A 23,383-nucleotide genomic window follows, 5' to 3' on the forward strand; every position below is an offset into this window, starting at 1 on the left:
AGTGAGAACCTACGACCTCGTGGTGGCCGGCGCCGGTCCGGCCGGCGCCGCCGCCGCGATCGCCGCCCGCCGGGCGGGCGCCGACGTGCTCCTGCTCGACCGGGCCGGCTTCCCGCGGGACAAGCCGTGCGGCGACGGCATCGCTGCCGAGGCCGTCGCCGTGCTCGAATCCCTGGGCGTGACCGGCGTGACCGATGGTTACCCGGCTATCGATCGTTTGCGCCTGGTGGGACCGGACGGCGCGGCGGTGGCCCGGCAGCTGCCCAGACCGGCGCACACCGTGCCCCGGCTGGTCTTCGACGAGCGGCTGGTCCGGGCGGCGGTCGCGGCCGGTGCCGAGTTGCGGCGTCATGCCGTGCGCCGGGTGAGCGATCGCGGCGACGGGGTGGTGATCGACGATGTCGCGCGGGCACGCGTGCTGATCGGGGCCGACGGTGCGGGCTCGGTGGTGCGGCGGCAGCTCGGTCATCCGGTCAACCCGCCGGGACATCTCGCCGTGGCGATCCGGGGCTACGCGCCGACCGGCAACACGAGCGAGCAGGTCATCGTCACCACTCGGCAGCGCTGGCCCGCGTACGCCTGGGAGTTCCCGATCGGCGACGGCACCGCCAACGTCGGCTACGGGGAGGTGCTGCGCGGCGAGGCGCTCACGAAGGCGTACCTCCTGGAAAGGATGCGGGATCTCCTGGCCGGCGCCGAACCGGCCGGCGTGCGCGGGCACCACCTGCCGCTGTCGACCCGGCGGCCGCGGCCGGGACGCGGGCGCGTGCTGCTCGCCGGCGACGCCCTCTCGCTGATCAACCCGTTCACCGGGGAGGGGATCTTCTACGCGGTGCTCTCCGGCTCGCTCGCGGGCGCCGCGGCCGCGGCCGGACCGGAGGGGGTGGCCGAGCGCTATCGCGACGCGCTGCGCGGGCGACTCGGGCGGCATCTGCGGCACTCGGGCTTCGCGGCGTGGCTCAGCCGCCGGCCGCGCGTGGTCGACGCCGCGGTGGACGCCGCTGCCCGAGATGGTGATGTTTTCGACCGGATGGTGGAGTTGGGCCTGGGTGACGGCGTTTTCGACCTTCGCACGATCGGGCGCATCTCCCTGCGGTTGGGTCACCGGCGCCCGGCCCACCCTTGAGTCGCTACCGGGGCGGGCTAGGGTTTGATGCGATGAGTCTGCGGTCCCTGATCTCCACTCCGTTCTACCGTGTGTACGAGCGGCGGCTGGCCGGCAAGCTGGCCGGCAAACCCGTGCCCCAGCACGTCGGCGTCATGTGCGACGGCAACCGCCGGTGGGCCCGTGAGATGGGGTTCGTCGACCCCAACGACGGCCACCGGGTCGGCGCGGCCCGCGTCAAGGAGCTGCTGACCTGGTGCGACCAGGCCGGCATCAAGCACGTCACGCTCTACCTGCTGGCCACCGACAACCTGCGCCGCCCGGCCGCCGAGCTCGACCCGCTGCTCCAGATCATCGAGGACCTCGCGACCGAGCTGGCCGAGGACGGTAACCCGTGGCGGCTGCGCATCGTGGGCGCGCTCGACGTGCTGCCGGCGTCGACGGCCGCCACGCTCAAGGCCGCTCAGGAGAAGACCCGCGACCGCACGGTCGGCGTCGAGGTCAACATGGCGGTCGGATACGGCGGCCGGCGCGAGATCGCCGACGCGGTGCGCTCGCTGCTGCACGAGCAGGCCGCCGCCGGTCGCACGATCGAGGAGATGGCCGAGATCCTCGACGTCGAGCACATCGCGGAGCACCTCTACACCCGCGGCCAGCCCGATCCCGACCTGGTCATCCGCACCAGCGGCGAGCAGCGGCTCTCCGGCTTCCTGCTGTGGCAGTCGGCGCACTCGGAGTTCTACTTCCACGACGCCAACTGGCCCGACTTCCGCCGGATCGACTTCCTCCGGGCGCTGCGGTCGTACGGCAACCGGCAGCGCCGCTTCGGCGCCTGACCCGCCCTCAGAAGCGGCGAAGGCCCTCGGTCAGGAACTCGGCGACCGCGTCGGGCGACTCGAGCGTGAGGTCGGCGGCGCTGGAGACCTCGGCGCCGGTCTCGGGGTTGGCCACGGCCACCGCGACGCCGACGAAGGACGGGTCGACCGCCTCGCGGGCGCGCAGCGCGTCGAACGCCTTGATGTCGGACATGTCGTCGCCGAAATACCACGCGCAGCCGGCGTTGCGGACGCCCTCGGTGATGACCATGCCCTTGTCCTGGTCGACCGGCGGCTTGAGCTCGACGACCATGCGGCCGCCCTGCACCCGCAGGCCCTGGCGCTCGGCCTGCTCGTGGCCCCAGCGCTCGACGGCCGCCGCGTGCTGCGGGGCCGTGCGGTAGTGCAGGGCGACGGAGAGGCGCTTGTATTCGACCAGAACGTCGCCGGGCAGCTCGGTCCTGGCCCGCTCGGCCAGCTCGGCCATGGCGGGCACCCAGGGCAGCGCGGCCGGCTCGGTGACGACCTCGCCCTCGTGCCACACCTCGAGCCCGTAGAGACCGTAGAGGTCGACCCGCTCGAGCGCCGAGAACCGGGACCGCAGGAAGCTGACCGGCCGGGCCGAGACGATGGCGACCCGCTGCACGACCGTCGCGAGCTTCTCGAGGACGCCCGGCACGGACGGCGCCGGCTGTGAGGCGTCCGGATCGTCGGTGACCGGCGAGAGAACGCCGTCGAAGTCGAAGAAGAACGTTGTCTGCGGGCCGTGCTCTGCGGTGAAAGCCCAGGCGTCGGCGATGCTCAGCGGATGGTTCGGACGCGGAGTCTGTGCCACGAGGTCAGATTACCCGCAGCCGGTGGGGATTCATGCGTGGTCGATCGGGCGAGAGTTGAGCGTCACCCGTTTTCGCCTACTACCGCGTACGGCTGATGACCGCTAGCGTTTGAGTCATGGCACGGGGTCATCCCGAGCCAGCCGGCCGGCCCGGACCTGCGACAAGTGCGCCACGGGGCCCGCAATCCGTCCCCGTGCATGAGATCGGGCGCCGGAGGTGGCGGACCGCGGGCGTACCGGGTTGCACGCCCGCTGGAGCAGGCCTGTGACATCACGCCGATCTGACGCCGACGTCGCTACTACATCCCCGCGCGACGCGGCCGCCAAAGTCTCCGGAACCATGCAACCGGCCCGTCAGGGCCGTGTTTTCGTTCTGGACACCTCGGTCCTGCTGTCCGACCCGGCGGCGTTCCGCCGGTTCTCCGATCACGAGGTGGTCATCCCCCTCGTCGTCATCTCCGAGTTGGAGGGAAAACGCCACCATCCCGAGCTGGGCTGGTTCGCGCGGCAGTCCCTGCGCCTGCTGGACGAGCTGCGCATCAAGTTCGGCCGGCTCGACGAGCCGGTGCTCTGCAACGACGAGGGCGGCACGCTGCGGGTCGAGCTCAACCACGCCGACCAGAGCGTCCTGCCGCACGGCTTCCGCAACGACTCCAACGACACCCGGATCCTCTCCGTGGCGCTGGGGCTGGCCGCCGAGGGCCGCGAGGTCACCCTCGTCAGCAAGGACATGCCGCTGCGGGTCAAGGCCGCCTCGGTCGGCCTGACCGCCGACGAGTACAGGCACGGCCAGGCCAGCGACCCCACGTGGACGGGCATGGCCGACCTGAAGCTCGGCGAGGAGGAGGTGAACGCGCTCTACAGCGGCGAGGAGCTGGAGCTCGAGGAGACCGAGCACCTTCCCTGCCACACCGGCTTGGTGATCCACTCGCCCCGGGGGTCGGCCCTGGGCAGGGTCAACCCCGACAAGACGGTACGGCTGGTGCGCGGCGACCGGGAGGCGTTCGGCATCCGTGGCCGCTCGGCCGAGCAGCGGGTGGCGCTCGACCTGCTGCTCGACGAGTCGATCGGCATCGTGTCGCTGGGCGGCCGGGCCGGCACCGGCAAGTCGGCGCTGGCGCTCTGCGCGGGCCTCGAGGCCACGATGGAGCGCAACCGCCACAAGAAGGTCATCGTGTTCCGCCCGCTCTACGCGGTCGGCGGCCAGGAGCTCGGCTACCTGCCGGGCACCGAGAACGAGAAGATGTCGCCCTGGGCGCAGGCCGTCTTCGACACACTCGGCGCCGTCGCGCACGCCAACGTGGTCGAGGAGGTCATGGCCCGCGGCATGCTCGAGGTGCTGCCGCTGACCCACATCCGCGGCCGGAGTCTGCACGACGCCTTCGTGATCGTGGACGAGGCCCAGTCGCTCGAGCGCAACGTGCTGCTGACCGTGCTCTCCCGCATCGGGCAGGGCTCGCGGGTGGTGCTGACCCACGACGTGGCTCAGCGCGACAACCTGCGGGTGGGCCGGCACGACGGCGTCACGGCCGTGATCGAGGCGCTGAAGGGTCACCCGATCTTCGCCCACGTGACGCTGACCCGTTCGGAGCGCTCGCCCATCGCGGAGGTCGTCACCGACCTGCTGGAGGAGATTCCACTTTGAGTGATCGCTACACTCCGTAAGGTGACAATGGTGTCCCCTTCGGAGTGACGCGATTTCTGCGCTCTTTCACCCGATTTGAGCGTGAAATTGGAGTGAGCAAAGTCACATCAGCGCTCTGATGTTTCACATCCACTTCACGTTGCGCCATGGTGTCTGGCGAGCGCCATGCGTGGTCATCGTCGTCGGAGATCGACTTCGGCCACCCTCTCGATCGACCCGGATCGAGTTGCCGGCCCGAGTGGTCGCGGTGCTCGCGGCACGCCCAACCGCCGTTTCCCCCGGTGGAGGACGTGCCGCGTCATTGCCCCCGACGAAGGGAAACTTCGTGAATCGGCTCTGGAGCCGGGTCGGAGTACGGGTTACCTCGGTCAGTCTGCTCGTGGCGGGCGCGGCCGGCGGTGTCTATCTCGGACAGGACCGGGAAGTCCAGCAGGCGAGCGCCGAAGCGCAACTGGTCGTGCAGGCCGACGTCGACGACACGCTGCTGCTGAAGCAACGTCAGGCCGAGCATGCCGCCGCGCGAGCGTGGCAGCGCAAGGCCGAGGGCGACGCCGCCGAGAAGGCGGCCGCGGCCGCCAAGGCCTCCGCGGCCCAGGCGCACCAGCTCGAGCTCAAGGTGATCGCCCAGAAGAAGGCGGCCGAGGAGAAGAAGAAGGCGGAGGAGGCGGCCAAGAAGGCCGAGGAAGCCGCCAAGAAGGCCGAGGAGAGCGGCGGCCCGGTCGAGTACACCGGCGACATCCCCGCTTCCTGCGACGAATACTCGGGCGCCCGGGCGACCGGCTGCGCGCTGATGCTCAGCGCCGGCTTCGGCATCGACCAGTTCCCGTGCCTGGACAAGCTGTGGACCAAGGAGAGTGGCTGGAACTACAAGGCCACCAACCCCAGCTCCGGCGCGTACGGCATCCCGCAGGCGCTGCCCGGCGACAAGATGGGCTCCGTTGCCGACGACTGGAAGACCAACCCGGCCACCCAGATCAAGTGGGGCCTCAACTACATCGAGGGCCGGTACGACACTCCCTGCGGCGCCTGGGCGCACTCGCAGGACGTCGGTTGGTACTAAGTAGACAAGCTTCATGAACGGGCCGCGCGGCTAACCGCGCGGCCCGTTTCATTGTGATCAAATGTCTTTATGGTCCGAAATGCCGCATCGTGGGTCGTGCTGGGTCTCCTCGCGGCCGTGCTGGGCGCCGGCGACCGGCCGGCCCTCGCGGGCGGTGAGGACCGCCCGGTCCGGGAAGTGGTCGGGGGCACGGTCGCGCCGCAGGGCAAGTTCCCCTGGGCGGTGCGGCTCTCGATGGGCTGCGGCGGCACGCTGATCGCGTCCCGGGTCGTGCTCACCGCGGGCCACTGCGTCGACGGCACCGGCGACACCGACAAGATCGAGGTCACCGCGGGGGTCGCCGACCTCAAGTCCCGTCGCGCGCTGACCGCCCGCAGCGTCTCGGTCATCCGGGCGGCCGGCTTCAAGGACGAGACCAAGGGTGACGACTGGGCGGTGGTGCAGATCGACCGCTCGCTGCACCTCCCGGTGCTGCCGCTCGCCACGGAACCGGTCCGGAAAGGCCGGTACACGGTGATGGGCTGGGGGCAGACCCGCGAGGACTCGATGAAGCAGGAGCGGCGGCTGCACTACGCGTCCGTGCCGATGGTGTCCGACGCGAGCTGCGCGAAGGCGTACAAGAAGGCGGGGGTGAAGCTCGTCGACGACGAGCAGATGTGCGCCGGGGACCAGCGCGTGGACACCTGCCAGGGTGACAGCGGCGGGCCGATGGTCGGGCAGAACCGGCGCGGGCAGTGGGAGCAGGTGGGCATCGTGAGCTGGGGGCTCGGGTGCGCGCGCGACGGGTATCCGGGCGTCTACACCCAGATCTCCACCTTTCGGCCCGCCATCGTGGCGGCGGTGCAGAAGCTGCAGTAGCGGCTTCAGTGGGCGATCGGCTTGGGGCGCTTGCGGCGGAACAGGATCGCGGCGATCACGCCGCCGAGCAGGCCCAGCAGGTGGCCCTGCCAGGAGACCGGCTGGTCGGTCGGCAGGATGTTGTAGAGCTGGTACCAGTACAGCAGGCCGATGAACGCGGCCACGCCGAGGTTCCACCAGCTGCGCTCGACCAGGCCGCGGGCGAGCAGCAGGCCGAGGTAGCCGAAGATGACGCCGCTCGCGCCCACCACGACGCTGTTGGGGTCGCCGACGAACCAGACGCCCAGCCCGCTCACCAGCATGATCACGAAGGTCGACCAGATGAACCGCCGGACGCCGCCGGCCAGCGCGAACGTGCCGACCAGGATGAGCGGAACCGCGTTGCCGTAGAGGTGGTCCCAGCCGGCGTGCAGGAACGGGCTGAACAGCACGCCGTCGAGCCCGGCGATGCGGTGCGGGATGATGCCGCCGGCCACGTCGAGCTGGCCGGAGCCGATGCCGACGTCGATCGCCTCGATGAGGAAGAGAACGGGCACAACGGCACACATGGTGAGAAAAGCGCGCCCGAGCGACGCGTAGAACGCGTCCGTGCCGAACTTGGCCTCGGCTTCGATGCGGGTTGTGTCTGCCCCGTAACTCATCCGTCAATGGTTCCAGGGCCGGGCAAGGCCCGCCAACAGATGGCGGGCCTCGCCTTCCTGAGAGTTAGATGACCGGCTCGCCGTCACCGAGGGGCACGGTCGGCAGGTGGCCGTCGAAGTCGACAGCCGAGTAGAGGGCGAGCTTCTCCAGCCGGTGGTACGAGTCGATCACGCGGATCGTGCCGCTCTTGGACCGCATGACGATCGACTGGGTGTGCGCGCCGCCGGAGCGGTACCGCACGCCCTTGAGCAGGTCGCCGCTGGTCACGCCGGTGGCCACGAAGAAGCAGTTGTCACCGGTGACCAGATCGTCGGTGGTGAGCACCCGGTCGAGGTCGTGGCCGCCGGCCAGCGCCTTCTCGCGCTCGGCGTCGTCGCGCGGCCACAGCTTCGCCTGGATCATGCCGCCCAGGCATTTGATGGCGCAGGCGGCGGTGATGCCCTCCGGGGTGCCGCCGATGCCCATCAGCACGTCCACGTCGGACTCGGCGCGCGCCGCGGAGATCGCGCCGGCGATGTCGCCGTCCGAGATGAACTTGATGTTCGCGCCGGCCTGGCGCACCTCCTCGACCAGCTTTGTGTGGCGAGGACGGTCGAGGATGCAGACGGTGACGTCCGAGACGCTGGACCGCTTGGCCTTGGCGATACGGCGCAGATTTTCGGCAGTGCCGGCGTTGATGTCGATGACGTCGGCGCAGTCCGGCCCGACGGCGATCTTGTCCATGTAGAAGACGGCGCTGGGGTCGAACATGGCGCCGCGCTCGGCAACGGCGAGAACCGACACCGAGCCGGGCATGCCCTTGCTCATCAGAGTCGTGCCGTCGATCGGGTCCACCGCCACGTCCACCTCGGGACCGGTGCCGTCGCCGACCCGCTCGCCGTTGTAGAGCATGGGCGCCTCGTCCTTCTCGCCCTCGCCGATCACCACCGTGCCGCTCATCTGAATCGAATTGATCAGCTTGCGCATGGCGTCGACGGCGGCACCGTCACCACCGTTCTTGTCACCGCGGCCGACCCACCGGCCGGCTGCCATCGCGGCGGCCTCGGTGACACGGACCAGGTCGAGGGCGATGTTGCGGTCGAGATCCTGCGGGACCCGGGCTGGCATATGGGCGCCTCCTCGCGACTCTGCGGGGTCGGTGAATTACCCGATCCTCACATGTACGGATGTGCAAAGTCCCGCCTCAGCGACATGGTTAACAATGGGTGAGTGGAACCAGCCTCGCCCGCACCCGTCTCCGGCCCGCCCGCCCCTCAGGCCGAGCCTTCCGGCACCGCCGCCGCGGCTCCCGCGCCCACCGGCTCCACCTCCGCCGCGGGCGCCACCTCTGTCGCCGCGGCCGCGTCTGGTTCCGCCTCCGACGGTGCCCCCGTTCGGCTGGCGCGCGGGCAGGAGCGGTCGCCGAAGGACATGGCGATGTCGCTGCTGGTCCTGCTCGTCCCGATCGCCCTCCTGCTGATCTTCTACCGCACCGTCCTCAACGGCGACGCCCCGATCACGGTCGATCCCGCCCCGTCGCTCCAGGAGGCTCGCCGGGCGAACGTCTTCACGGTGGTTGAGCCCCGCGGCCTCGGCGACGACTGGCACGTGTCGAGCGCGACCTTCCGCCGCGACACCGAGGGCGCCACCCTGCGCATCGGCTACGTCGACCCCGACAAGGACGCCCTCCAGCTCGTCGAGAGCAACGTGCCCTCCGCGACCCTGCTCCCCACCGAGCTGACCAAGGCCGCGAAGCCCGCCGGCGAGTTCCGCTCGGACGCCGGCGTCTGGCGTCTCTACGACACCCGCCCCGGCGAGAAGGCCCTGGTGCTGGCCGACCAGACCCGCACGGTCATCGTCATCGGCAAGAGCGACGTCGAGAGACTGGAAACCCTCGCCGGCTCCCTCAGCTGAGCCACCCTCGGCCAGCTGAGCCCTCGCGGCGGTCGTCAGTCGTCGGCGCGGGCGGCGCGGGCCGCCTCGATGCGCTCGCGGGCGCCGTCGAGCCAACGCTGGCAGACGTCGGCCAGCTTCTCGCCGCGCTCCCACAGCGCCAGCGACTCCTCCAGGGAGCTGCCACCCTGCTCGAGCCGCTCCACCACGGTGGCCAGCTCGGTGCGCGCCTGCTCGTAGCTCAGCTTGTCGTCGCTCACTCGTCCTCCTTGTCGTCACTCATCGCCTGGTCACTCGCCCCCGGGGGTGGGCTCTCGCCGCAGTTCGCTCGTCCCCAGGGCTCTCGCCGCAGTTCGCTCGCTTCCGGGGTGTCGCCGCAGTGCGCTCGCCTCCGGGGCTCTCGCCGCACGTTCGCTCGCTCCCGGGGCACTCGCCGCACGTTCGCTCGCTCTCGGGGCACTCGCCGCAGCCCATTCGCGCTCCGGCGGTGGCTCGCCGAAGTCCGCTCGGTGCTCATTCGGTCTCTTTGACGGCGGCCCGGAGCTCGCCCTCGGCCAGCCGCACCCGGAGGAGGTCGTCGGGCTTGACCTCGTCGGCCGCCCGCACCACGTGGCCGTCGGAGCGCTGGACGATCGCGTAGCCCCGTTGGAGAGTCGCCGCCGGTGACAGCGCGCGCAGGCGGGCCACCGTGTGCCGCAGCTCGTCGTCGGCGCGGCGCAGGCGGTGGTCGAGGCTGCGCGTCGCCCGGTCGCGCAGCGCCGTCACGTCGGCGGCCCGCTGGTCGACCAGCAGCTCGGGGCGGGCCAGCGACGGGCGGGAGCGCCACGACTCGATGCGGTGGGTCTCGCGGTCGATCAGGGTGAGCACCGCTCGTTCGAGCCGCCGGCGGGCCACGTCGATCAGCTGCCGCTCCTCGCCCAGGTCGGGCACGATCCGCTTGGCCGCGTCGGTCGGGGTCGAGGCGCGCAGGTCGGCCACGTAGTCGAGCAGCGGCGTGTCGGTCTCGTGCCCGATCGCGCTGACCACCGGCGTACGGCATGCGAAAACCGCACGGCAGAGCGCCTCGTCGCTGAAGGGCAGCAGGTCCTCGACGCTGCCGCCGCCGCGGGCGATCACGATGACGTCGATCGTGTCGTCGTTGTCGAGGACCTTGAGCGCCTCGATGATCTGGGGCACCGCGGTCGGGCCCTGCACCGGCACGTTGAGCACCTTGATGTCGACAGCGGGCCAGCGACGGCGCGTGTTCATCAGCACGTCGCGCTCGGCCGCGCTGGCCCGGCCCGTGATCAGGCCGACCCGCCCGGGCAGGAACGGCAGGCGGCGCTTGCGCTCGCGGGAGAAGAGCCCCTCGGCGGCGAGCAGCTTTTTGAGCCTCTCGAGCCGGGCGAGCAGCTCGCCGAGGCCGACCTGGCGGATCTCGTCGGCGCGCAGGCTCAGCGTGCCCCGGGCGGGATAGAACTCCGGCTTGGCGTGCAGCGTGACCCGGGCGCCCTCGGCCAGCTCGGGAGCGCCGGCGTCGAGCACGTCGCGGTGAGCAGTGACGGTGAGGCTCAGGTCGGCGGACGGGTCGCGCAGGGTCAGGAACACCACGCTGGACCCCGGTCGCCGGCTGATCTGGGCGACCTGGCCGTCCACCCAGACCCAGCCCAGCTTGGAGATCCAGGCGCCGATCTTTTGGGTGACGACGCGCACCGGCCACGGCTCGTCGGCGGTGCTCTTGCCTCCTGCTGGCTCACTCACCCGGCCAGATTACGGAAGCCCTCTGACATTCTCGTCGTCCGCGGTGCGCGTCCCGCGTTCCTCGGCGTGCTCGGCCCGCCTCGGCGGCGCGGCTAGCCGGGCCGGCGCGGGCCCGGCCGGAGCGGGGGTGAGGCGGGCGACCGCGATCAGCACGAGCATCCCGGCGAGCGCCCAGAAGAGCACGTCGATGAGGATCCGGGCGCCGTCGGCGTGCCAGCCGCCCGGGTTGCGGGCGATCATCGTGAACGGGAATCCGTGCCGCACGGAGTATTCGCGGGAGCAGCAGTCGACGGCGGCCTCGGGCAGCGCCGAGACGACCAGGCCCAGCGCGGCGACCGCCCCGCCGGTCAGCCAGGCGGCGCGGCGCGGGCGACGGCCCACGCGCTGGAGCCCGAGCATCGCCAGCCCGGCGAGCAGCAGCACCAGGTGGAAGGCCACGTACGGGAACGAGTCCAGGCCCATGGCCAGGTTGAGCAGGGCGAGCCCCACGAAGGCCCACCCGGCGATGAGCCGGAGCGTCGTCACGGCCGACGCCGAGATTCCGGGGTCGTCCGCCGGGGCCTCAGGCATGAAACCGATTATCCCGGCAAATAGGACGCTTTACCCGCGGTTTCTCCGCATCACCAGGGCGATCACGAGGAGCAGCAAGCCGGCGTACGAGAAAAGCAGCAGGTCAGCGAGGAGCGGGAGAACGTTGACGGTCCAGCTCGAGCTCCGCGCGAGGCGTACGGCGGTCTCGGGATCGTCGGCCACCGCGCCCCGGCTCGCCCAGGAGGACGGCCAGCCACGGTCCACGACATAGCCGAACATGCAGCACAGCTGTGCCTTGCCGGCGGCGAGCCCGGCAGCCGTCCCGGCCGGCGCCGAGCCGGCCATGACGATCCCGTACGACCACCGCACGAGTATGTCCTGTGGTGCGGATCGCAGAAAGGCGGGCGCGGGTGCGATCCACGTACCATGGCCGGGTGACTGAGCCTCGGAAGCGTGTATTGCTGGCCAAGCCGCGCGGATACTGCGCGGGCGTCGACCGTGCCGTGCAGACCGTCGAGGAGGCGCTGAAGCTCTACGGCGCCCCGGTCTACGTCCGCAAGCAGATCGTGCACAACAAACACGTGGTCAGCACGCTCGAGGCGGCCGGCGCGATCTTCGTGGAGGAGAACGAGGAGGTGCCCGAGGGCTCCACCGTCGTCTTCTCGGCGCACGGCGTCGCCCCCGAGGTGCACGAGCAGGCCAAGGCCCGCAACCTCAAGGCGATCGACGCGACCTGCCCGCTGGTCACCAAGGTGCACCACGAGGCCAAGCGGTTCGCCGCCGAGGACTACGACATCCTGCTCATCGGTCACGAGGGCCACGAGGAGGTCATCGGCACCTCCGGCGAGGCCCCGCAGCACATCCAGCTCGTCGACGGCCCCGACTCGGTCGACAAGGTCGTCGTCCGCGACCCGTCCAAGGTCGTGTGGCTGTCGCAGACCACGCTCTCGGTCGACGAGACGATGGAGACGGTGGCCCGGCTCAAGACCCGGCTGCCGCTGCTCCAGTCGCCGCCCAGCGACGACATCTGCTACGCCACCCAGAACAGGCAGCACGTCGTCAAGGAGATCGCCCCCGAGTGCGACGTGGTGATCGTCGTCGGCTCGACGAACAGCTCCAACTCCGTGCGCCTCGTCGAGGTCGCCCTCGACGCCGGTGCCCGCGCTGGCCACCTGGTCGACTACGCCTCCGAGATCAAGGACGAGTGGCTCGAGGGCGCGATTACGGTCGGCGTCTCCTCCGGCGCCAGCGTCCCCGACGACCTGGTCATGGACGTCCTGTCCCACCTGGCCGCCCGCGGCTTCGGCGAGGTCACCGAGTTCACCACCGCCGAGGAGCGCCTGACCTTCTCGCTGCCCCAGGAGCTCCGCCGCGACATGAAGGCGGCCGCCGCCCAGGCCTAGTCGACCATCTCGGGCGACTGCGGCTGGCGGGGCGCCACCTCGATCTGCGGCGGCGTCACGAGCTCGTCGTCCGAGACGCCCATCTCGGCCAGTTTCCGGGCGCTCACCAGCACCCGCGCCTCCAGCGACCCCACCGCCCGGTTGTACGCGGTGACGGCGCCACCGAGCGCCGTGCCCACCTTGCCCACGTGGTCGCCGAGCGTCGCCAGCCGGCCGTACAGCTCCCGGGCCAGGCTGTGCACCGCCACCGCGTTGCGGGCCAGCGCCTCCTGCCGCCACGAGTAGGCGACCGTGCGCAGCATCGCGATCAGCGTGGCCGGCGTGGCCAGCACGACGTTGCGCCGGAACGCGTGCTCCATCAGCGTCGGGTCGTGCCGCAGCGCCACGTCGAGGAACGGGTCGGCCGGCAGGAAGAGGACCACGAAGTCGGGCGCCTGGTCGAAGGCCGTCCAGTACTCCTTCGCGGCGAGCGCGTCGACGTGGGCCCGCAGGTGGCGGGCGTGCTGGGTCAGGTGGGTGTCGCGGGTCCGCTCGTCGCGGGCCTCCAGCGCCGACAGGTACGCCTCCAGCGGCGCCTTCGCGTCGACGACCACGGTGCGGCCGCCGTGCATCCGGACGACGAGGTCGGGGCGTACCCCCGCATTGTCGGTGGCGGCGGTGACCTGCTCGGCGAAGTCGCAGTGCTCCAGCAGGCCGGCGGCCTCGACGATGCGGCGCAGCTGATGTTCGCCCCAGCGGCCCCGCACCTGGGGGGTGCGCAGCGCCGCGACCAGCTGCTTCGTCTCGGTGCGCAGCTCGCCCGAGACCTCGCTCATGGAGCGGACCTGTTCGCGCAGTTCGGCGTACGCGTCGACGCGCTCGCGTTCGAGCTCGGCGACCCGCTGCTCGTAGCGGCGCAGCGTCTCGTGCAGCGGGGCCACCGCACGGGCAACGGCCTCCTGGGACTGGGCGGTCGCCTCGTACGACAGCGCTCGCATCGACTGCTCCAGGCGCTCCTCGCCGTCGGCGCGCGCCTGCACGGTCGCCTCCAGCCGGGCGATGTCGGCGGCCGCCCGCAGCCGCGCGGCGAACCAGCCGATCGCGGCCCCGGCGGCCAGACAGAGGAGCACCACGGCCAGCGTCGAGACAGTCACATAACGGAGATTGCCAGACAGCTCCGACGTGATTCACGAGGGTACCGTTGGAACATGAGCGTGTTGCTTGTTCTGGCCATCATCGTCGTGGTCGTCCTGGTGGTCGCCCTCGTGCGGCGGAACGGGGCGGCGTCTCAGCAGACCCGGCTGGAGGACGCGCGTGCCGAGGCCCAGCGCTGGTACGAACGGCTCGGCGGTCAGCTCATGAACCTGCACGGCAGCGACGCCGCCGCGCAACAGGCCCTGGCGGACGCCGGCGAGCGCTACAACGCGGCCGGTGGCCAGCTCCAGCAGGCCAACACCATCCGGCAGTACGAGCTCGCCCGCGAGTCGGCGCTGGAGGGCCTGCAATACGTGCGGGCCGCCCGTGTGGCCATGGGCATCGACCCGGGACCCGACCTGCCGCCGCTGGCGAGCGCGCAGGGCGCGGGCCAGCTGACCAAGGAGCGCGAGGTCAGCGTGCAGGGCCAGCACTACAAGGCGGGCCCGCAGCCCGGCCCTGACACGCCTTACTACTACCCCGGCGGCCGTGTGCAGGGCCGCCCGGTCCCCGCCGGCTGGTATTCGACGCCGGTCTGGAAGACGGCGCTCGGCGCGGGCGCCGGTGTCCTCGGCGGCATGCTGATCTTCGATGCCCTGCTCTCCCCGGGCTTCGGCGACATGGGTTACGCCGACGGCTTCCAGGACGGCTACACGGACGCGGCCGGCGACTTCGGCGGCGGCGACATGGGTGGCGGCGACATGGGTGGCGGCGACTGGGGCGGCGACTTCGGTGGCGATTTCGGCGGCGACTTCTAGCCTTCGGTCTGGCGCAGGTGTTTGGCGAGCTCGCGGCGTAGCCGTCGCGGGCCCGGCCAGATCTCGCTGAGGTCGGCGGTGAAGCCCGGCCCGTCGGGCGTCTCGGTCATCGTCGGCCAGCCCACCCGTTCGCCCTGCACGGGGTGCACAGAGTCGAGGTCGACCGGCGTGACGTCCAGGACGTTGCGCAGCCGGGCCCGCCGCACCCGCACCGAGGCGATGTCGGTCCAGGCCAGCAGGATCGGGTCGCTGTCCTGGGCGGCCAGTTCGAGGCCGCCCGACGAGACCCGCACCCACGTGTTCAGGGAGCCGCGCGCGGACCAGGCGAAGCAGCCCGCTCCGAGCACCGCGACGGCGGCCGCCTGGAGCGCGGTGTGCCACCACGGGTTCCCCGTCCCGCCCACGATCAAGGCCATGATCGGCGAGACGAGCCCGAACGAGAGCATCAACAGCACGAAGACGGTGACGAACGTCCGCACCGGCGACGACCGGAACAGCACGGCGTCGCGCGCGGGCGCCACCACCTGGTCAGGCGCGATCATGCCCTTCATGCTGCCCTGCCGCGCGGCCCCGGCTCCGGCTTTTCGCCAGAGCCGGGACCGCTCCGGCCCCCGATGTGGGGTCAGAAGGCGCAGGCGATGACCAGCTCCGGGGTGCGGTCGGGCAGGGTGTCGAGCTTGGCGATGCGCCCGGCGGACTTCAGGTCGCCCTCGATCAACGCCAGCTTGTCGAGCAGGTCCGCGGGCCCGAGCGCCTCGGCGAGCGGCACGTCGGCCTTCATCGACAGCTTGCGGTCGCTCTTGGCCCGGCGCACCTGGCGCAGCGCGTCGCCGGCCAGGTCGAGCAGGCTCGCGTCACCCTCGGGGGCGACCCGGGTCAGCTCGTACGTCGTCGGCCAGGTCGCCTTGTGCACCGACCCGTACCGCCACCACGACCAAACTTCCTCCGTCACGTACGGGAGGAACGGCGCGAACAGCCGCAACAGCACCGAAAGACCGGCCGCCAGAGCCGCCCGTGCCGAGTCGGCGCCCGGCCCCGACGCGTACGCCCGTTCCTTGACCAGCTCGATGTAGTCGTCGCAGAACGTCCAGAAGAACGCCTCGGTCGCCTGGAGCGCGTCGGTGTGGTCGTAGCGGTCGAACGCCTCGGTGGCCGCGCCGACCACGGTGGCGAGCCGGGTCAGCATCGCCCGGTCGAGCGGTTCGGTGACCGGCTGCCGCAGCGCCTCGGCCGCGCCCAGGCCGAGCGCGAACTTCGACGCGTTGAGCAGCTTGGTGGCGAGCCGCCGGCCGACCTTGATCTGCGCCGGGTCGAACGCCAGGTCGGCGCCGGGCCGCCCGTTCGCCGCCCAGTAGCGGACCGCGTCGGAGCCGTTCTGCACGAGCAGGTCCATCGGCGTGACGACGTTGCCCTTGGACTTGGACATCTTCTTGCGGTCGGGGTCGAGGATCCACCCGGAGAGCACGGCCGTCTTCCAGGGCAGGACGTCGCTCTCCAGGTCGGCCCGCAGGACCGAGGAGAAGAGCCACGTACGGATGATCTCCTGACCCTGCGGCCGCAGGTCCATCGGGAAGACCCGCTTGTGCAGGTCGTCGTCGTGGTGCCAGCCGGTGACGATCTGCGGGGTGAGCGACGAGGTGGCCCACGTGTCCATCACGTCGGGGTCGGCCGTGAACCCGCCCGGGACGTCGCGCTGGGACTCGTCGAAACCCGGCGGACACTCCGAGGAGGGGTCGACGGGCAGCGCCGATTCGTCCGGTATGAGAAGCTGGTCGTAGTCCGGTTCGCCAGCGTTGTCGAGCCGGTACCAAACCGGGATCGGCACGCCGAAGAAGCGCTGCCGGCTGATCAGCCAGTCGCCGGTCAGCCCGTTGACCCAGTGCTCGTAGCGGTGCCGCATGTGCTCGGGAAACCACTGGAGCTCACGCCCCCGCTCGATCAGCCGGGCGCGCAGCTCCGGCTCGCGCCCACCGTTGCGGATGAACCACTGCCGGCTGGTGACGATCTCGAGCGGCGAGTCGCCCCGCTCGTAGAACTTGACCGGATGCGTGATGGGCCGCGGCTCGCCGAGCAGGTCACCCGACTCGGTGAGCAGCCGGACGATCTCGCGACGCGCCGCGTTGACGGTGAGCCCCGCGAACTCCCGGTAGGCGGCCTCGGGAACGCCGTCCGGCCGGTCGGCGAGGAAGCGCCCGTCGCGCCCGAGGACCACCCGCGTCTCGAGCTGGAGGTCACGCCACCAGGTGACGTCGGTGATGTCGCCGAAGGTGCAGACCATCGCGATGCCGGTGCCCTTGTCGACAGCCGCCATCGGATGCGCCTTGACCGGCACCTCGACATCGAAGAACGGGGTACGGACGCTGGTCAGCCCCTCGTACCGCTCGTCGCCCGGGTGGTGGACGAGCGCGACGCAGGCCGGCAACAGCTCGGGCCGGGTGGTGTCGACCTCGACGGGCCCGTCCGGCCCGTGGAACCGCAGCCGATGATAGGCACCGGGCCGGTCCCGGTCCTCGAGCTCGGCCTGCGCGACCGCCGTGCGGAAGCCGACGTCCCACAGGGTCGGTGCTTCCGAGGTGTACGCCTCGCCGCGCGCGAGATTGTTGAGGAAGGCGCGCTGCGAGACGGCCTGGGAATGACGCCCGATCGTCGTGTACGTCATGCCCCAGTCGACGGACAGCCCGAGCCGGCGCCACAGCGCCTCGAACGCCTTCTCGTCCTCGGCGGTCAGCCGCCCGCACAGCTCGACGAAGTTGCGCCGCGAGATGGCGACGGCCTGCTTGGGCGGCGTCGACGGCGGTTGCCAGTCAGGGTCGTACGGCAGCGCCGGGTCGCACCGGACGCCGTAGACGTTCTGCACCCGCCGCTCGGTGGGCAGCCCGTTGTCGTCCCAGCCCATCGGATAGAAGACGGCCTTGCCGCGCATGCGCTGGAACCGGGCGACCGTGTCGGTGTGCGTGAACGAGAAGACGTGCCCCATGTGCAGCTCGCCCGATACGGTCGGCGGAGGCGTGTCGATCGCGTATACATCCGCCCGCTCCTTCGAGCGGTCGAACGCATACGTGCCCTCCTCCTGCCAGGTGCGCGCCCACTTGTCCTCGAGGCCCTCCAGCGAGGGCCGCTCGGGGAGACCGGCGCGCCCGGTCGTTCCCGTATCAGTCATGTGCGGAATGCTACGGCGAAACGGCCGCTCCAGCCCCCGATAAAACAGCGACCCGGCCCACAGCCGTGCGGAGGCAGCCGGGACGGCGGCCCCCGCACGGCGCCCGCGTTTCAGGCGGCGAGGCGGCCCCGCACGGCGCCCGCGTTTCAGGCGCCGAACCGGCCCCGCACGGCGCCCGCGTTTCAGACGGCGAGGCGGCCGCCGTCGACCGGCAGGACGGCTCCGTGCACGAAGGACGCCCGCTCGCTGACCAGGTAGGCGACGGCGTCCGCGATCTCGCGAGGCTCGGCCACGCGACCGGCCGGCGCCGCCCCCGCGAGCGAGTCGCCGAAGCCTGCGGTGCCCTCGGTCGCGGTCGGCCCCGGGCTCACGGCGTTGACCCGCACGCCGGCGCGCCCGTACTCGGCGGCCCACGCCTTGGTGAGCAGGACGATCGCGGCCTTGCTCGACCCGTAGAGCGCGGCACCCGGCATGCCGAAATCGGCCACCATCGTGCTCAGGTTGACGATGGCGCCACGCCCCCGCTCGGCCATGGCCGGAGCCAGCTCGGCGACGAGGAAGAACGGCACCCGCACATTGATGTCGTAGACCGCGTCGAACTGCTCCCCGATCACCTCCTGGGTAGCCGCGAACGGATAGACCCCGGCGTTGTTCACCAAGATGTCGACCTGCCCGCCGACCCGCACGGCAGCCCGCGCCAGCTCCCGCGCCCCGGCTTCCCCACGAAGCTCAGCGGCGATGAAGTCCGCCTTGCCACCCGCACCCCGGATGTGCGCCACGGCGGCCTCCCCGCGCGCCAGATCACGCCCGGTGAGAATGACGTGGCTGCCCAACTCCGCCAGCCGATAGGCGGTAGCCCGCCCGATCCCACTGGTGGCCCCGGTGACAAGGGCGGTGGTCCCGCCCAGTTCCTGCTCCACGCTACGCACCTGTCTCTCGCGGCCGGGCACCTCGCGCACCCGATCCACCCGGTGCAACCGCCGTCCCAGATGCCCACTTCCATCCGAGTTGTCGGTGTTTCCTTATGGCCCCCATCAGTCCTGCTTAGACCGCCCCGCCCGGCCGCTCTCGGCATCCGCCTCCGCTCACCGCCTGCCGCCGGCTGATGCCGCCCAGTGCCCGCCGCCTGAAGCTGCTGCTCACCGCCTGCCGCCCGCTGGTGCCGCCCAGTGCCCGCCGCCTGAAGCTGTTGCTCACCGCCTGCCGCCCGCTGGTGCCGCCCAGTGCCCGCCGCCTGAAGCTGCTGCTCACCGCCTGCCGCCGGCTGGTGCTGGGTGGTGGCGAGGCTGCTGATGTGGTGCGGCGACGCGGCTGGAGGTCCGGGTGCCACGAGGCTGTTGCCCTCGGTGGGCGCGCTGGGATGTGGGTCGCTGGGCTGGGGTGGCGGTGATGGGCGCCGGCGAGAGGCGGGACGCGTGGTCGGTGGATGTTGCGGCGGCCGTGTGGCGGACGCCTTGTGGCGGATGTCGGCCGCGGTGTCTCTTTCGGCCGCTTGGACATGGGTCTTGGGGACCTGTGGGTGGTGATGCGGGCCGGGCCGGAGCGTTGGCTTCGCGCGGCGGGGTGGAGGAGGGGAGGGGCGCTAGGTCGTTGGGGTGGTGAGGCGGGGCTGGTCGAGGGCGGCGATCAGGCGGCCCAGGTCGCGGCGGCGTGAGGTGGACTGCCAGGTGGCCCAGGTGCGGCGGACCAGAGGGGCGCCGGCGAGGGGGAGCCAGGCGACGCCTTCGGGGAGGGGCTGGGGCCAGTCGGCTGGGGCCAGCGAGAAGACGTTGCCGGACAGGACCGAGGTCAGCTTCACCTCGGGGATGAGTGCCTGGCCGGCCGCCGTGGTTGTGGTGGGGCGTAGGCCGTGGCTGCGCAGGACGGCGACGATCTCGTCGAACCAGGCTGGGCTGTCCGTGCGGGCGAAGCTGAGCCAGCGCAGGCCGGCCAGCTTGTCGAGGCGGACTCCCTCGGAGGTGGCCACCTCGTCGGCGAACCGGCTGGCCAGCAGGACGCCCAGCGGCTCCGCGGCGACCTGGATGGCGTCGAGGTCGTCGCCGTCGGGGCGTTCGCGGAGCAGGCCCAGGTCGAGCTCGCCGGCTCGCAGCGCGGCCAGCTGGGCGCTGGTCGAGAGGTGGCGCGCCTCGACGCGGGTGTGCGGGGACAGCTCGGCGAGCGGGGCGGCCAGCAGGTCGATGCCGGCCTCGAGCGGTATGCCCAGCCGGAGCGGGCGCTGGTCGGCCGCCGGATCGCGGGTGACCGCGGCGATCGCCTGCTCGTAGCGGGCGAGCACCGCCCGTGCCTCCTCGGCCAGAACCGTGCCGGCCGGGGTGGGCCGGACCCCCGTGGCGCCGCGGACCAGCAGCGCGGTGCCCAGCTCCCGCTCGAGAGCGGCGGCGATCTGGGACACCGCGGGCTGGCTCAGCCGGAGCCGCCGGGCGGCCGCGGAGAGGCTGCCCTCCTCGACGACGGCGACGAACACCCGCATCTCGCGCAAGTCCACGAGCTCATCGCACCACACCGGCCTCGACCGCGGCGGTGCTGTGGCCGGCCTCGTGTGCCAGCAGCCACGTCTTCACCGGCAGGCCCCAGCGGTAGCCGCCGAGCGTGCCGTCGAGCCGCAGCACCCGGTGGCACGGCGTGAAGAGCGCCACGGGGTTGCGGGCGCAGGCGGCAGCGGCGCCCCGGACCGCGGCCGGGCGGCCGGAGAGGCGGGCGAACTCCGAATAGGTCACCGGGGAGCCCGGTTTGATGTCGCGCATGACCTGCCACGCGTGGCTTATGAAGCTGCCGCCGATGACCTGCTCGACGTGCACGGCGTCGATCGCGGTGTGGTCGCCGTCGAGATAGGAGCGAACGTGGCGGGCGACGGGCCCCACGTCGTCCGCCGGCTCGGCGGGGGCGAGCAGGCTCGGATGGACCAGGCTGAGCAGGTCGGCGACGTCGGTCGTGAAGCCGGCCGCGCGCACGGCGCCGGTCGGGGACACCACGACGGTCAGCGGGCCGGTGGGGGTGTCGAGCGTGCGGTATTTCAACATCGGGTCCTCCTGGGGTTGCGGTCCAGCCTGACGAAGTCGGGCCGGCCGTGGGAAAAATCTTGGGAGGCTGTGGACAACGTCAGGCGGCTCTCCACAGCCGGACAAGTGCGTATGAGCGCCAGGGGCGCCACCGCTCGGCGTGCGCGGCCAGCGCCTTCGGAGCGCTCGGCAGCCCGAGGGCCGCTGCTCCGCGGCGTACGGCCAGATCGGTCGGGAGAAAGACGTCCGGATCGCCGATCGCCCTCATCGCGACATATCCGGCGGTCCACGCGCCGATCCCGGGCAGTTCCTCCAGCCGGGCCACCGTCTCGGCCCGGTCCGCTCCCGGCTCCAGATCGATCTTGCCGTCCGCGACCGCCGCCGCAAGCCGCCGGATCGTGTCGCGCCGCGCCGCCGGCATCCCGAACGCCTCATCAGGCAGGTCGGCCACTACGGCCGCGGAGGGAAAGGCGCCGAGGCTGGAAAGGCCGGCCGCCGCCAACGAGCCGGACGCCCGCGAGGTGGATGGGGGCAGGTCAGGCGACGAGCCGGACGGCGACCGTGGATCGGCCGGCGGCATCGTTCCCGCGGCGCGGATCAGCCTGGTCAGGGTCGTTCGCGCGCCCGCAACGGAGACCTGCTGCCCCACGATCGCCCGGACCGCCATCTCGAAGCCGTCGACCGAGCGTGGCACACGTACACCCGGCTCCTGGGCGACGGCCGCGGCGAGCGCGACGTCGGCACCCAGCGTGGCGTCGACGGCGTCGGGGTCCGCGTCGAGGTCGAAGAGCCGTCGGCAGCGGGCCACGGCCGGCGCCAGGTCACGCACGTCGCCGAGCCGCAGCGTCGCCGAGATGAAGCGGTCGGCCGGGGTCAGCGCGACGGTCGCGCTTCCATGGGGCAGGGTCAGGCCCCGGCGGTACGTGTTCCCGGTGCGTTCCTCGACGCCCGGCAACGCCCGCGTCTCCAGGAACCCGAGCAGCGACGGCACATGCAGCGGCGACCGATAGGCCAGCCGTACGGTGATCGTGCCCGGCTCGTCGTGCCCGCCCGCCGAGCCGCGGGCGCGCAACTGGCCGGGCGCTTGCGCGTACACCTCTTGGATCGTGCCGTTGAACTGCCGCACGCTGCCGAAACCCGACGCGAACGCGATCTCGGCCAGGCCGAGGCTCGTGGTCTCGATGAGGATCCGCGCCGTCTGCGCCCGCTGCGCGCGGGCCAGCGCCAGTGGCCCGGCGCCCAGCTCCGCGGTGAGCAGCCTGTTGAGGTGACGCTCGGTGTAGCCGAGGCGGCTCGCCAGCCCCGGCACGCCCTCGCGGTCGACCACGCCGTCGCCGATCAGGCGCATCGCGCGCCCGACCAGGTCGGCGCGCACGTCCCACTCGGGCGAGCCGGGTGCGGCGTCCGGCCGGCAGCGCTTGCAGGCGCGGAAGCCGGAACGCTGGGCGGCCGCCGCGCTCGGGTAGAAGCGCACGTTCTCGCGCTTCGGCGTGATCGCGGGGCAGGACGGGCGGCAGTAGATGCCCGTGCTGGTCACGGCGGTGAAGAACCAGCCGTCGAAGCGCTGGTCCCGGCTGTCCACGGCTCGGTAGCACCGTTCGAAGTCCAGTTCCATGCCGTTGAGTCTGCTCCGCCGGGGTACCCGTTGGCTGGCGGGATTCGGACATGGCCATGGACCCCGTAGACTGACGCTCCGTGAGCCTCACCATCGGAATCGTCGGCCTGCCCAACGTCGGCAAGAGCACCCTGTTCAACGCCCTGACCAAGAACGACGTGCTCGCCGCGAACTACCCGTTCGCGACGATCGAGCCGAACGTCGGGGTCGTCGGGCTGCCCGACGAGCGCCTGGAGAAGCTCGCCGAGCTCTTCAAGAGCGAAAAGGTCATCCCGGCGCCGGTCAGCTTCGTCGACATCGCCGGCCTGGTGCGCGGCGCCTCCAAGGGCCAGGGCCGGGGCAACGCGTTCCTCGCGAACATCCGCGACGCCTCGGCGATCTGCCAGGTCGTGCGCGCGTTCTCCGACCCGAACGTGCTGCACGTCGACGGCAAGGTCTCGCCCGCCGACGACATCGAGACGATCAACACCGAGCTCATCCTCGCCGACCTCCAGACGGTGGAGAAGGCCCTGCCGCGGCTGCAGAAGGAGGCGAAGCTCAAGAAGGACCGCGCTCCCGTGGTCGCCGCCGCGGAGGCCGCGTTCAAGCTGCTCAACGACGGTGTCACGCTGCACGCGGGCGCCGCCGCGGCCGGCATCGACGTGGATCTGCTGGGTGAGCTGCACCTGCTGACGACCAAGCCGTTCCTGTACGTCTTCAACGTCGACGAGGACGAGCTCGGCAACGCCGCGTTCCTCGACGAGCTGCGCGCCCTCGTCGCGCCCGCCGAGGCCGTCTTCATGGACGCCAAGATCGAGTCCGAGCTGATCGACCTGTCCCCCGAGGACGCGCAGGAGCTGCTGGAGTCGACCGGCCAGGCCGAGCCGGGCCTCAACCAGCTCATCCGGGTCGGCTTCAACACGCTGGGCCTGCAGACCTACCTGACCGCCGGCCCCAAGGAGGCCCGCGCCTGGGTGATCCCGGTCGGCGCCACCGCCCCCGAGGCCGCCGGCGTCATCCACAGCGACTTCCAGCGCGGCTTCATCAAGGCCGAGATCGTCAGCTACGACGACCTGATGGCCGCGGGCTCGATGGTGGCCGCCAAGGCCGCCGGCAAGGTCCGCATGGAGGGCAAGGACTACATCATGAAGGACGGCGACGTGGTGGAGTTCCGTTTCAACGTGTGACTTCGC

General features: G+C 71.6%; 24 protein-coding genes. 10 read left to right on the top strand and 14 right to left on the bottom strand.

Annotated elements, in window-relative coordinates:
• Position 1: 1 nt before the first annotated feature.
• Together Ade02nite_RS24955 and Ade02nite_RS24960 are read left to right on the top strand one after the other, a co-directional pair.
• Positions 2 to 1,126, top strand: a complete 1,125-nt coding sequence (locus Ade02nite_RS24955; RefSeq protein WP_203768595.1) for a geranylgeranyl reductase family protein — start codon at positions 2 to 4, stop codon at positions 1,124 to 1,126.
• Positions 1,127 to 1,158: 32 nt separating this feature from the next.
• Positions 1,159 to 1,941, top strand: coding sequence for an isoprenyl transferase (locus Ade02nite_RS24960; RefSeq protein WP_203768597.1), 783 nt, complete (start codon positions 1,159 to 1,161; stop codon positions 1,939 to 1,941).
• A 7-nt stretch (positions 1,942 to 1,948) separates the two neighbouring features.
• Here the strand turns inward: Ade02nite_RS24960 and otsB are convergent, their stop codons facing one another.
• The gene (gene otsB, locus Ade02nite_RS24965; protein ID WP_203768606.1) at positions 1,949 to 2,755 is read right to left on the bottom strand and encodes a trehalose-phosphatase; all 807 of its coding nucleotides are present in this window, start codon (positions 2,753 to 2,755) and stop codon (positions 1,949 to 1,951) included.
• Between the two features lie 340 nt (positions 2,756 to 3,095).
• Between otsB and phoH2 the strand changes: the two genes are divergently transcribed.
• The 3 genes from phoH2 to Ade02nite_RS24980 all read left to right on the top strand — a co-directional run bounded on the left by phoH2 (position 3,096) and on the right by Ade02nite_RS24980 (position 6,318).
• Positions 3,096 to 4,400, top strand: a complete 1,305-nt coding sequence (gene phoH2 / locus Ade02nite_RS24970) for an RNA 5'-3' helicase PhoH2 (RefSeq protein WP_307871232.1) — start codon at positions 3,096 to 3,098, stop codon at positions 4,398 to 4,400.
• 325 nt (positions 4,401 to 4,725) lie between these two features.
• Entirely contained in the window at positions 4,726 to 5,460 is a 735-nt protein-coding gene (locus Ade02nite_RS24975) for an aggregation-promoting factor C-terminal-like domain-containing protein (RefSeq protein ID WP_203768610.1), read from the top strand.
• Positions 5,461 to 5,556: 96 nt separating this feature from the next.
• Entirely contained in the window at positions 5,557 to 6,318 is a 762-nt protein-coding gene (locus Ade02nite_RS24980; RefSeq protein WP_239169030.1) for a S1 family serine peptidase, read from the top strand.
• Positions 6,319 to 6,323: 5 nt separating this feature from the next.
• Here Ade02nite_RS24980 and Ade02nite_RS24985 read toward each other — a convergent pair whose 3' ends face one another.
• Both Ade02nite_RS24985 and glpX read right to left on the bottom strand, forming a co-directional pair.
• Entirely contained in the window at positions 6,324 to 6,959 is a 636-nt protein-coding gene (locus tag Ade02nite_RS24985; RefSeq protein ID WP_203768619.1) for a rhomboid family intramembrane serine protease, read from the bottom strand.
• 64 nt (positions 6,960 to 7,023) lie between these two features.
• Positions 7,024 to 8,067 (bottom strand): class II fructose-bisphosphatase, encoded by a 1,044-nt coding sequence (gene glpX / locus Ade02nite_RS24990; RefSeq protein ID WP_203768620.1) that lies wholly within the window; start codon positions 8,065 to 8,067, stop codon positions 7,024 to 7,026.
• A 102-nt stretch (positions 8,068 to 8,169) separates the two neighbouring features.
• On the opposite strand from glpX, the gene Ade02nite_RS24995 reads away from it, so the two are divergent.
• Positions 8,170 to 8,853: a DUF4245 domain-containing protein gene (locus tag Ade02nite_RS24995; RefSeq protein ID WP_239169031.1), complete on the top strand. Its 684-nt coding sequence runs from the start codon at positions 8,170 to 8,172 to the stop codon at positions 8,851 to 8,853.
• Positions 8,854 to 8,888: 35 nt separating this feature from the next.
• Here the strand turns inward: Ade02nite_RS24995 and Ade02nite_RS25000 are convergent, their stop codons facing one another.
• From Ade02nite_RS25000 to Ade02nite_RS25015, 4 genes are all read right to left on the bottom strand, one after another.
• Positions 8,889 to 9,092, bottom strand: coding sequence for an exodeoxyribonuclease VII small subunit (locus Ade02nite_RS25000; protein ID WP_203768622.1), 204 nt, complete (start codon positions 9,090 to 9,092; stop codon positions 8,889 to 8,891).
• Between the two features lie 253 nt (positions 9,093 to 9,345).
• Complete coding sequence (gene xseA, locus Ade02nite_RS25005; RefSeq protein WP_203768624.1) at positions 9,346 to 10,572, bottom strand: exodeoxyribonuclease VII large subunit; 1,227 nt, start codon at positions 10,570 to 10,572, stop codon at positions 9,346 to 9,348.
• 9 nt (positions 10,573 to 10,581) lie between these two features.
• Entirely contained in the window at positions 10,582 to 11,142 is a 561-nt protein-coding gene (locus tag Ade02nite_RS25010) for a hypothetical protein (protein ID WP_203768626.1), read from the bottom strand.
• A 30-nt stretch (positions 11,143 to 11,172) separates the two neighbouring features.
• A complete protein-coding gene (locus tag Ade02nite_RS25015; RefSeq protein WP_203768628.1) occupies positions 11,173 to 11,472 on the bottom strand; it encodes a hypothetical protein in 300 nt (99 codons plus the stop codon).
• Positions 11,473 to 11,492: 20 nt separating this feature from the next.
• On the opposite strand from Ade02nite_RS25015, the gene Ade02nite_RS25020 reads away from it, so the two are divergent.
• Positions 11,493 to 12,506, top strand: a complete 1,014-nt coding sequence (locus Ade02nite_RS25020; protein WP_379037261.1) for a 4-hydroxy-3-methylbut-2-enyl diphosphate reductase — start codon at positions 11,493 to 11,495, stop codon at positions 12,504 to 12,506.
• Here Ade02nite_RS25020 and rmuC read toward each other — a convergent pair.
• Positions 12,503 to 13,639, bottom strand: a complete 1,137-nt coding sequence (rmuC, locus tag Ade02nite_RS25025) for a DNA recombination protein RmuC (RefSeq protein ID WP_203768632.1) — start codon at positions 13,637 to 13,639, stop codon at positions 12,503 to 12,505. The genes Ade02nite_RS25020 and rmuC overlap by 4 nt on opposite strands.
• Positions 13,640 to 13,693: 54 nt before the next feature.
• Between rmuC and Ade02nite_RS25030 the strand changes: the two genes are divergently transcribed.
• The gene (locus tag Ade02nite_RS25030) at positions 13,694 to 14,437 is read left to right on the top strand and encodes a hypothetical protein (protein ID WP_203768640.1); all 744 of its coding nucleotides are present in this window, start codon (positions 13,694 to 13,696) and stop codon (positions 14,435 to 14,437) included.
• Here the strand turns inward: Ade02nite_RS25030 and Ade02nite_RS25035 are convergent.
• From Ade02nite_RS25035 to Ade02nite_RS25045, 3 genes are all read right to left on the bottom strand, one after another.
• On the bottom strand, positions 14,434 to 14,979 hold the full coding sequence (locus tag Ade02nite_RS25035; RefSeq protein ID WP_203768642.1) for a hypothetical protein: 546 nt from the start codon (positions 14,977 to 14,979) through the stop codon (positions 14,434 to 14,436). The genes Ade02nite_RS25030 and Ade02nite_RS25035 overlap by 4 nt on opposite strands.
• Before the next feature lie 80 nt (positions 14,980 to 15,059).
• A complete protein-coding gene (gene valS / locus Ade02nite_RS25040; RefSeq protein WP_203768644.1) occupies positions 15,060 to 17,597 on the bottom strand; it encodes a valine--tRNA ligase in 2,538 nt (845 codons plus the stop codon).
• A gap of 182 nt (positions 17,598 to 17,779) precedes the next feature.
• Positions 17,780 to 18,517, bottom strand: coding sequence for an SDR family NAD(P)-dependent oxidoreductase (locus Ade02nite_RS25045; RefSeq protein ID WP_203768646.1), 738 nt, complete (start codon positions 18,515 to 18,517; stop codon positions 17,780 to 17,782).
• A 185-nt stretch (positions 18,518 to 18,702) separates the two neighbouring features.
• On the opposite strand from Ade02nite_RS25045, the gene Ade02nite_RS25050 reads away from it, so the two are divergent.
• Positions 18,703 to 18,987, top strand: a complete 285-nt coding sequence (locus tag Ade02nite_RS25050) for a hypothetical protein (protein ID WP_203768648.1) — start codon at positions 18,703 to 18,705, stop codon at positions 18,985 to 18,987.
• Between the two features lie 192 nt (positions 18,988 to 19,179).
• Here Ade02nite_RS25050 and Ade02nite_RS25055 read toward each other — a convergent pair whose 3' ends face one another.
• The 3 genes from Ade02nite_RS25055 to Ade02nite_RS25065 all read right to left on the bottom strand — a co-directional run bounded on the left by Ade02nite_RS25055 (position 19,180) and on the right by Ade02nite_RS25065 (position 22,211).
• Entirely contained in the window at positions 19,180 to 20,082 is a 903-nt protein-coding gene (locus tag Ade02nite_RS25055; RefSeq protein ID WP_203768649.1) for a LysR family transcriptional regulator, read from the bottom strand.
• 4 nt (positions 20,083 to 20,086) lie between these two features.
• Positions 20,087 to 20,617: a methylated-DNA--[protein]-cysteine S-methyltransferase gene (locus Ade02nite_RS25060; RefSeq protein WP_203768651.1), complete on the bottom strand. Its 531-nt coding sequence runs from the start codon at positions 20,615 to 20,617 to the stop codon at positions 20,087 to 20,089.
• A 79-nt stretch (positions 20,618 to 20,696) separates the two neighbouring features.
• The gene (locus tag Ade02nite_RS25065; protein WP_203768653.1) at positions 20,697 to 22,211 is read right to left on the bottom strand and encodes a DNA-3-methyladenine glycosylase 2 family protein; all 1,515 of its coding nucleotides are present in this window, start codon (positions 22,209 to 22,211) and stop codon (positions 20,697 to 20,699) included.
• 80 nt (positions 22,212 to 22,291) lie between these two features.
• Here Ade02nite_RS25065 and ychF point away from each other — a divergent pair, with 80 nt between their 5' ends.
• Positions 22,292 to 23,377 carry a redox-regulated ATPase YchF gene (gene ychF, locus Ade02nite_RS25070; RefSeq protein WP_203768655.1) on the top strand — a complete coding sequence of 362 codons (1,086 nt, stop codon included), beginning with the start codon at positions 22,292 to 22,294 and terminating at the stop codon, positions 23,375 to 23,377.
• The last annotated feature ends 6 nt before the right edge of the window (positions 23,378 to 23,383 follow it).

The organism is Paractinoplanes deccanensis (genome assembly GCF_016862115.1).
In the GTDB taxonomy this organism is placed as follows: domain Bacteria; phylum Actinomycetota; class Actinomycetes; order Mycobacteriales; family Micromonosporaceae; genus Actinoplanes; species Actinoplanes deccanensis.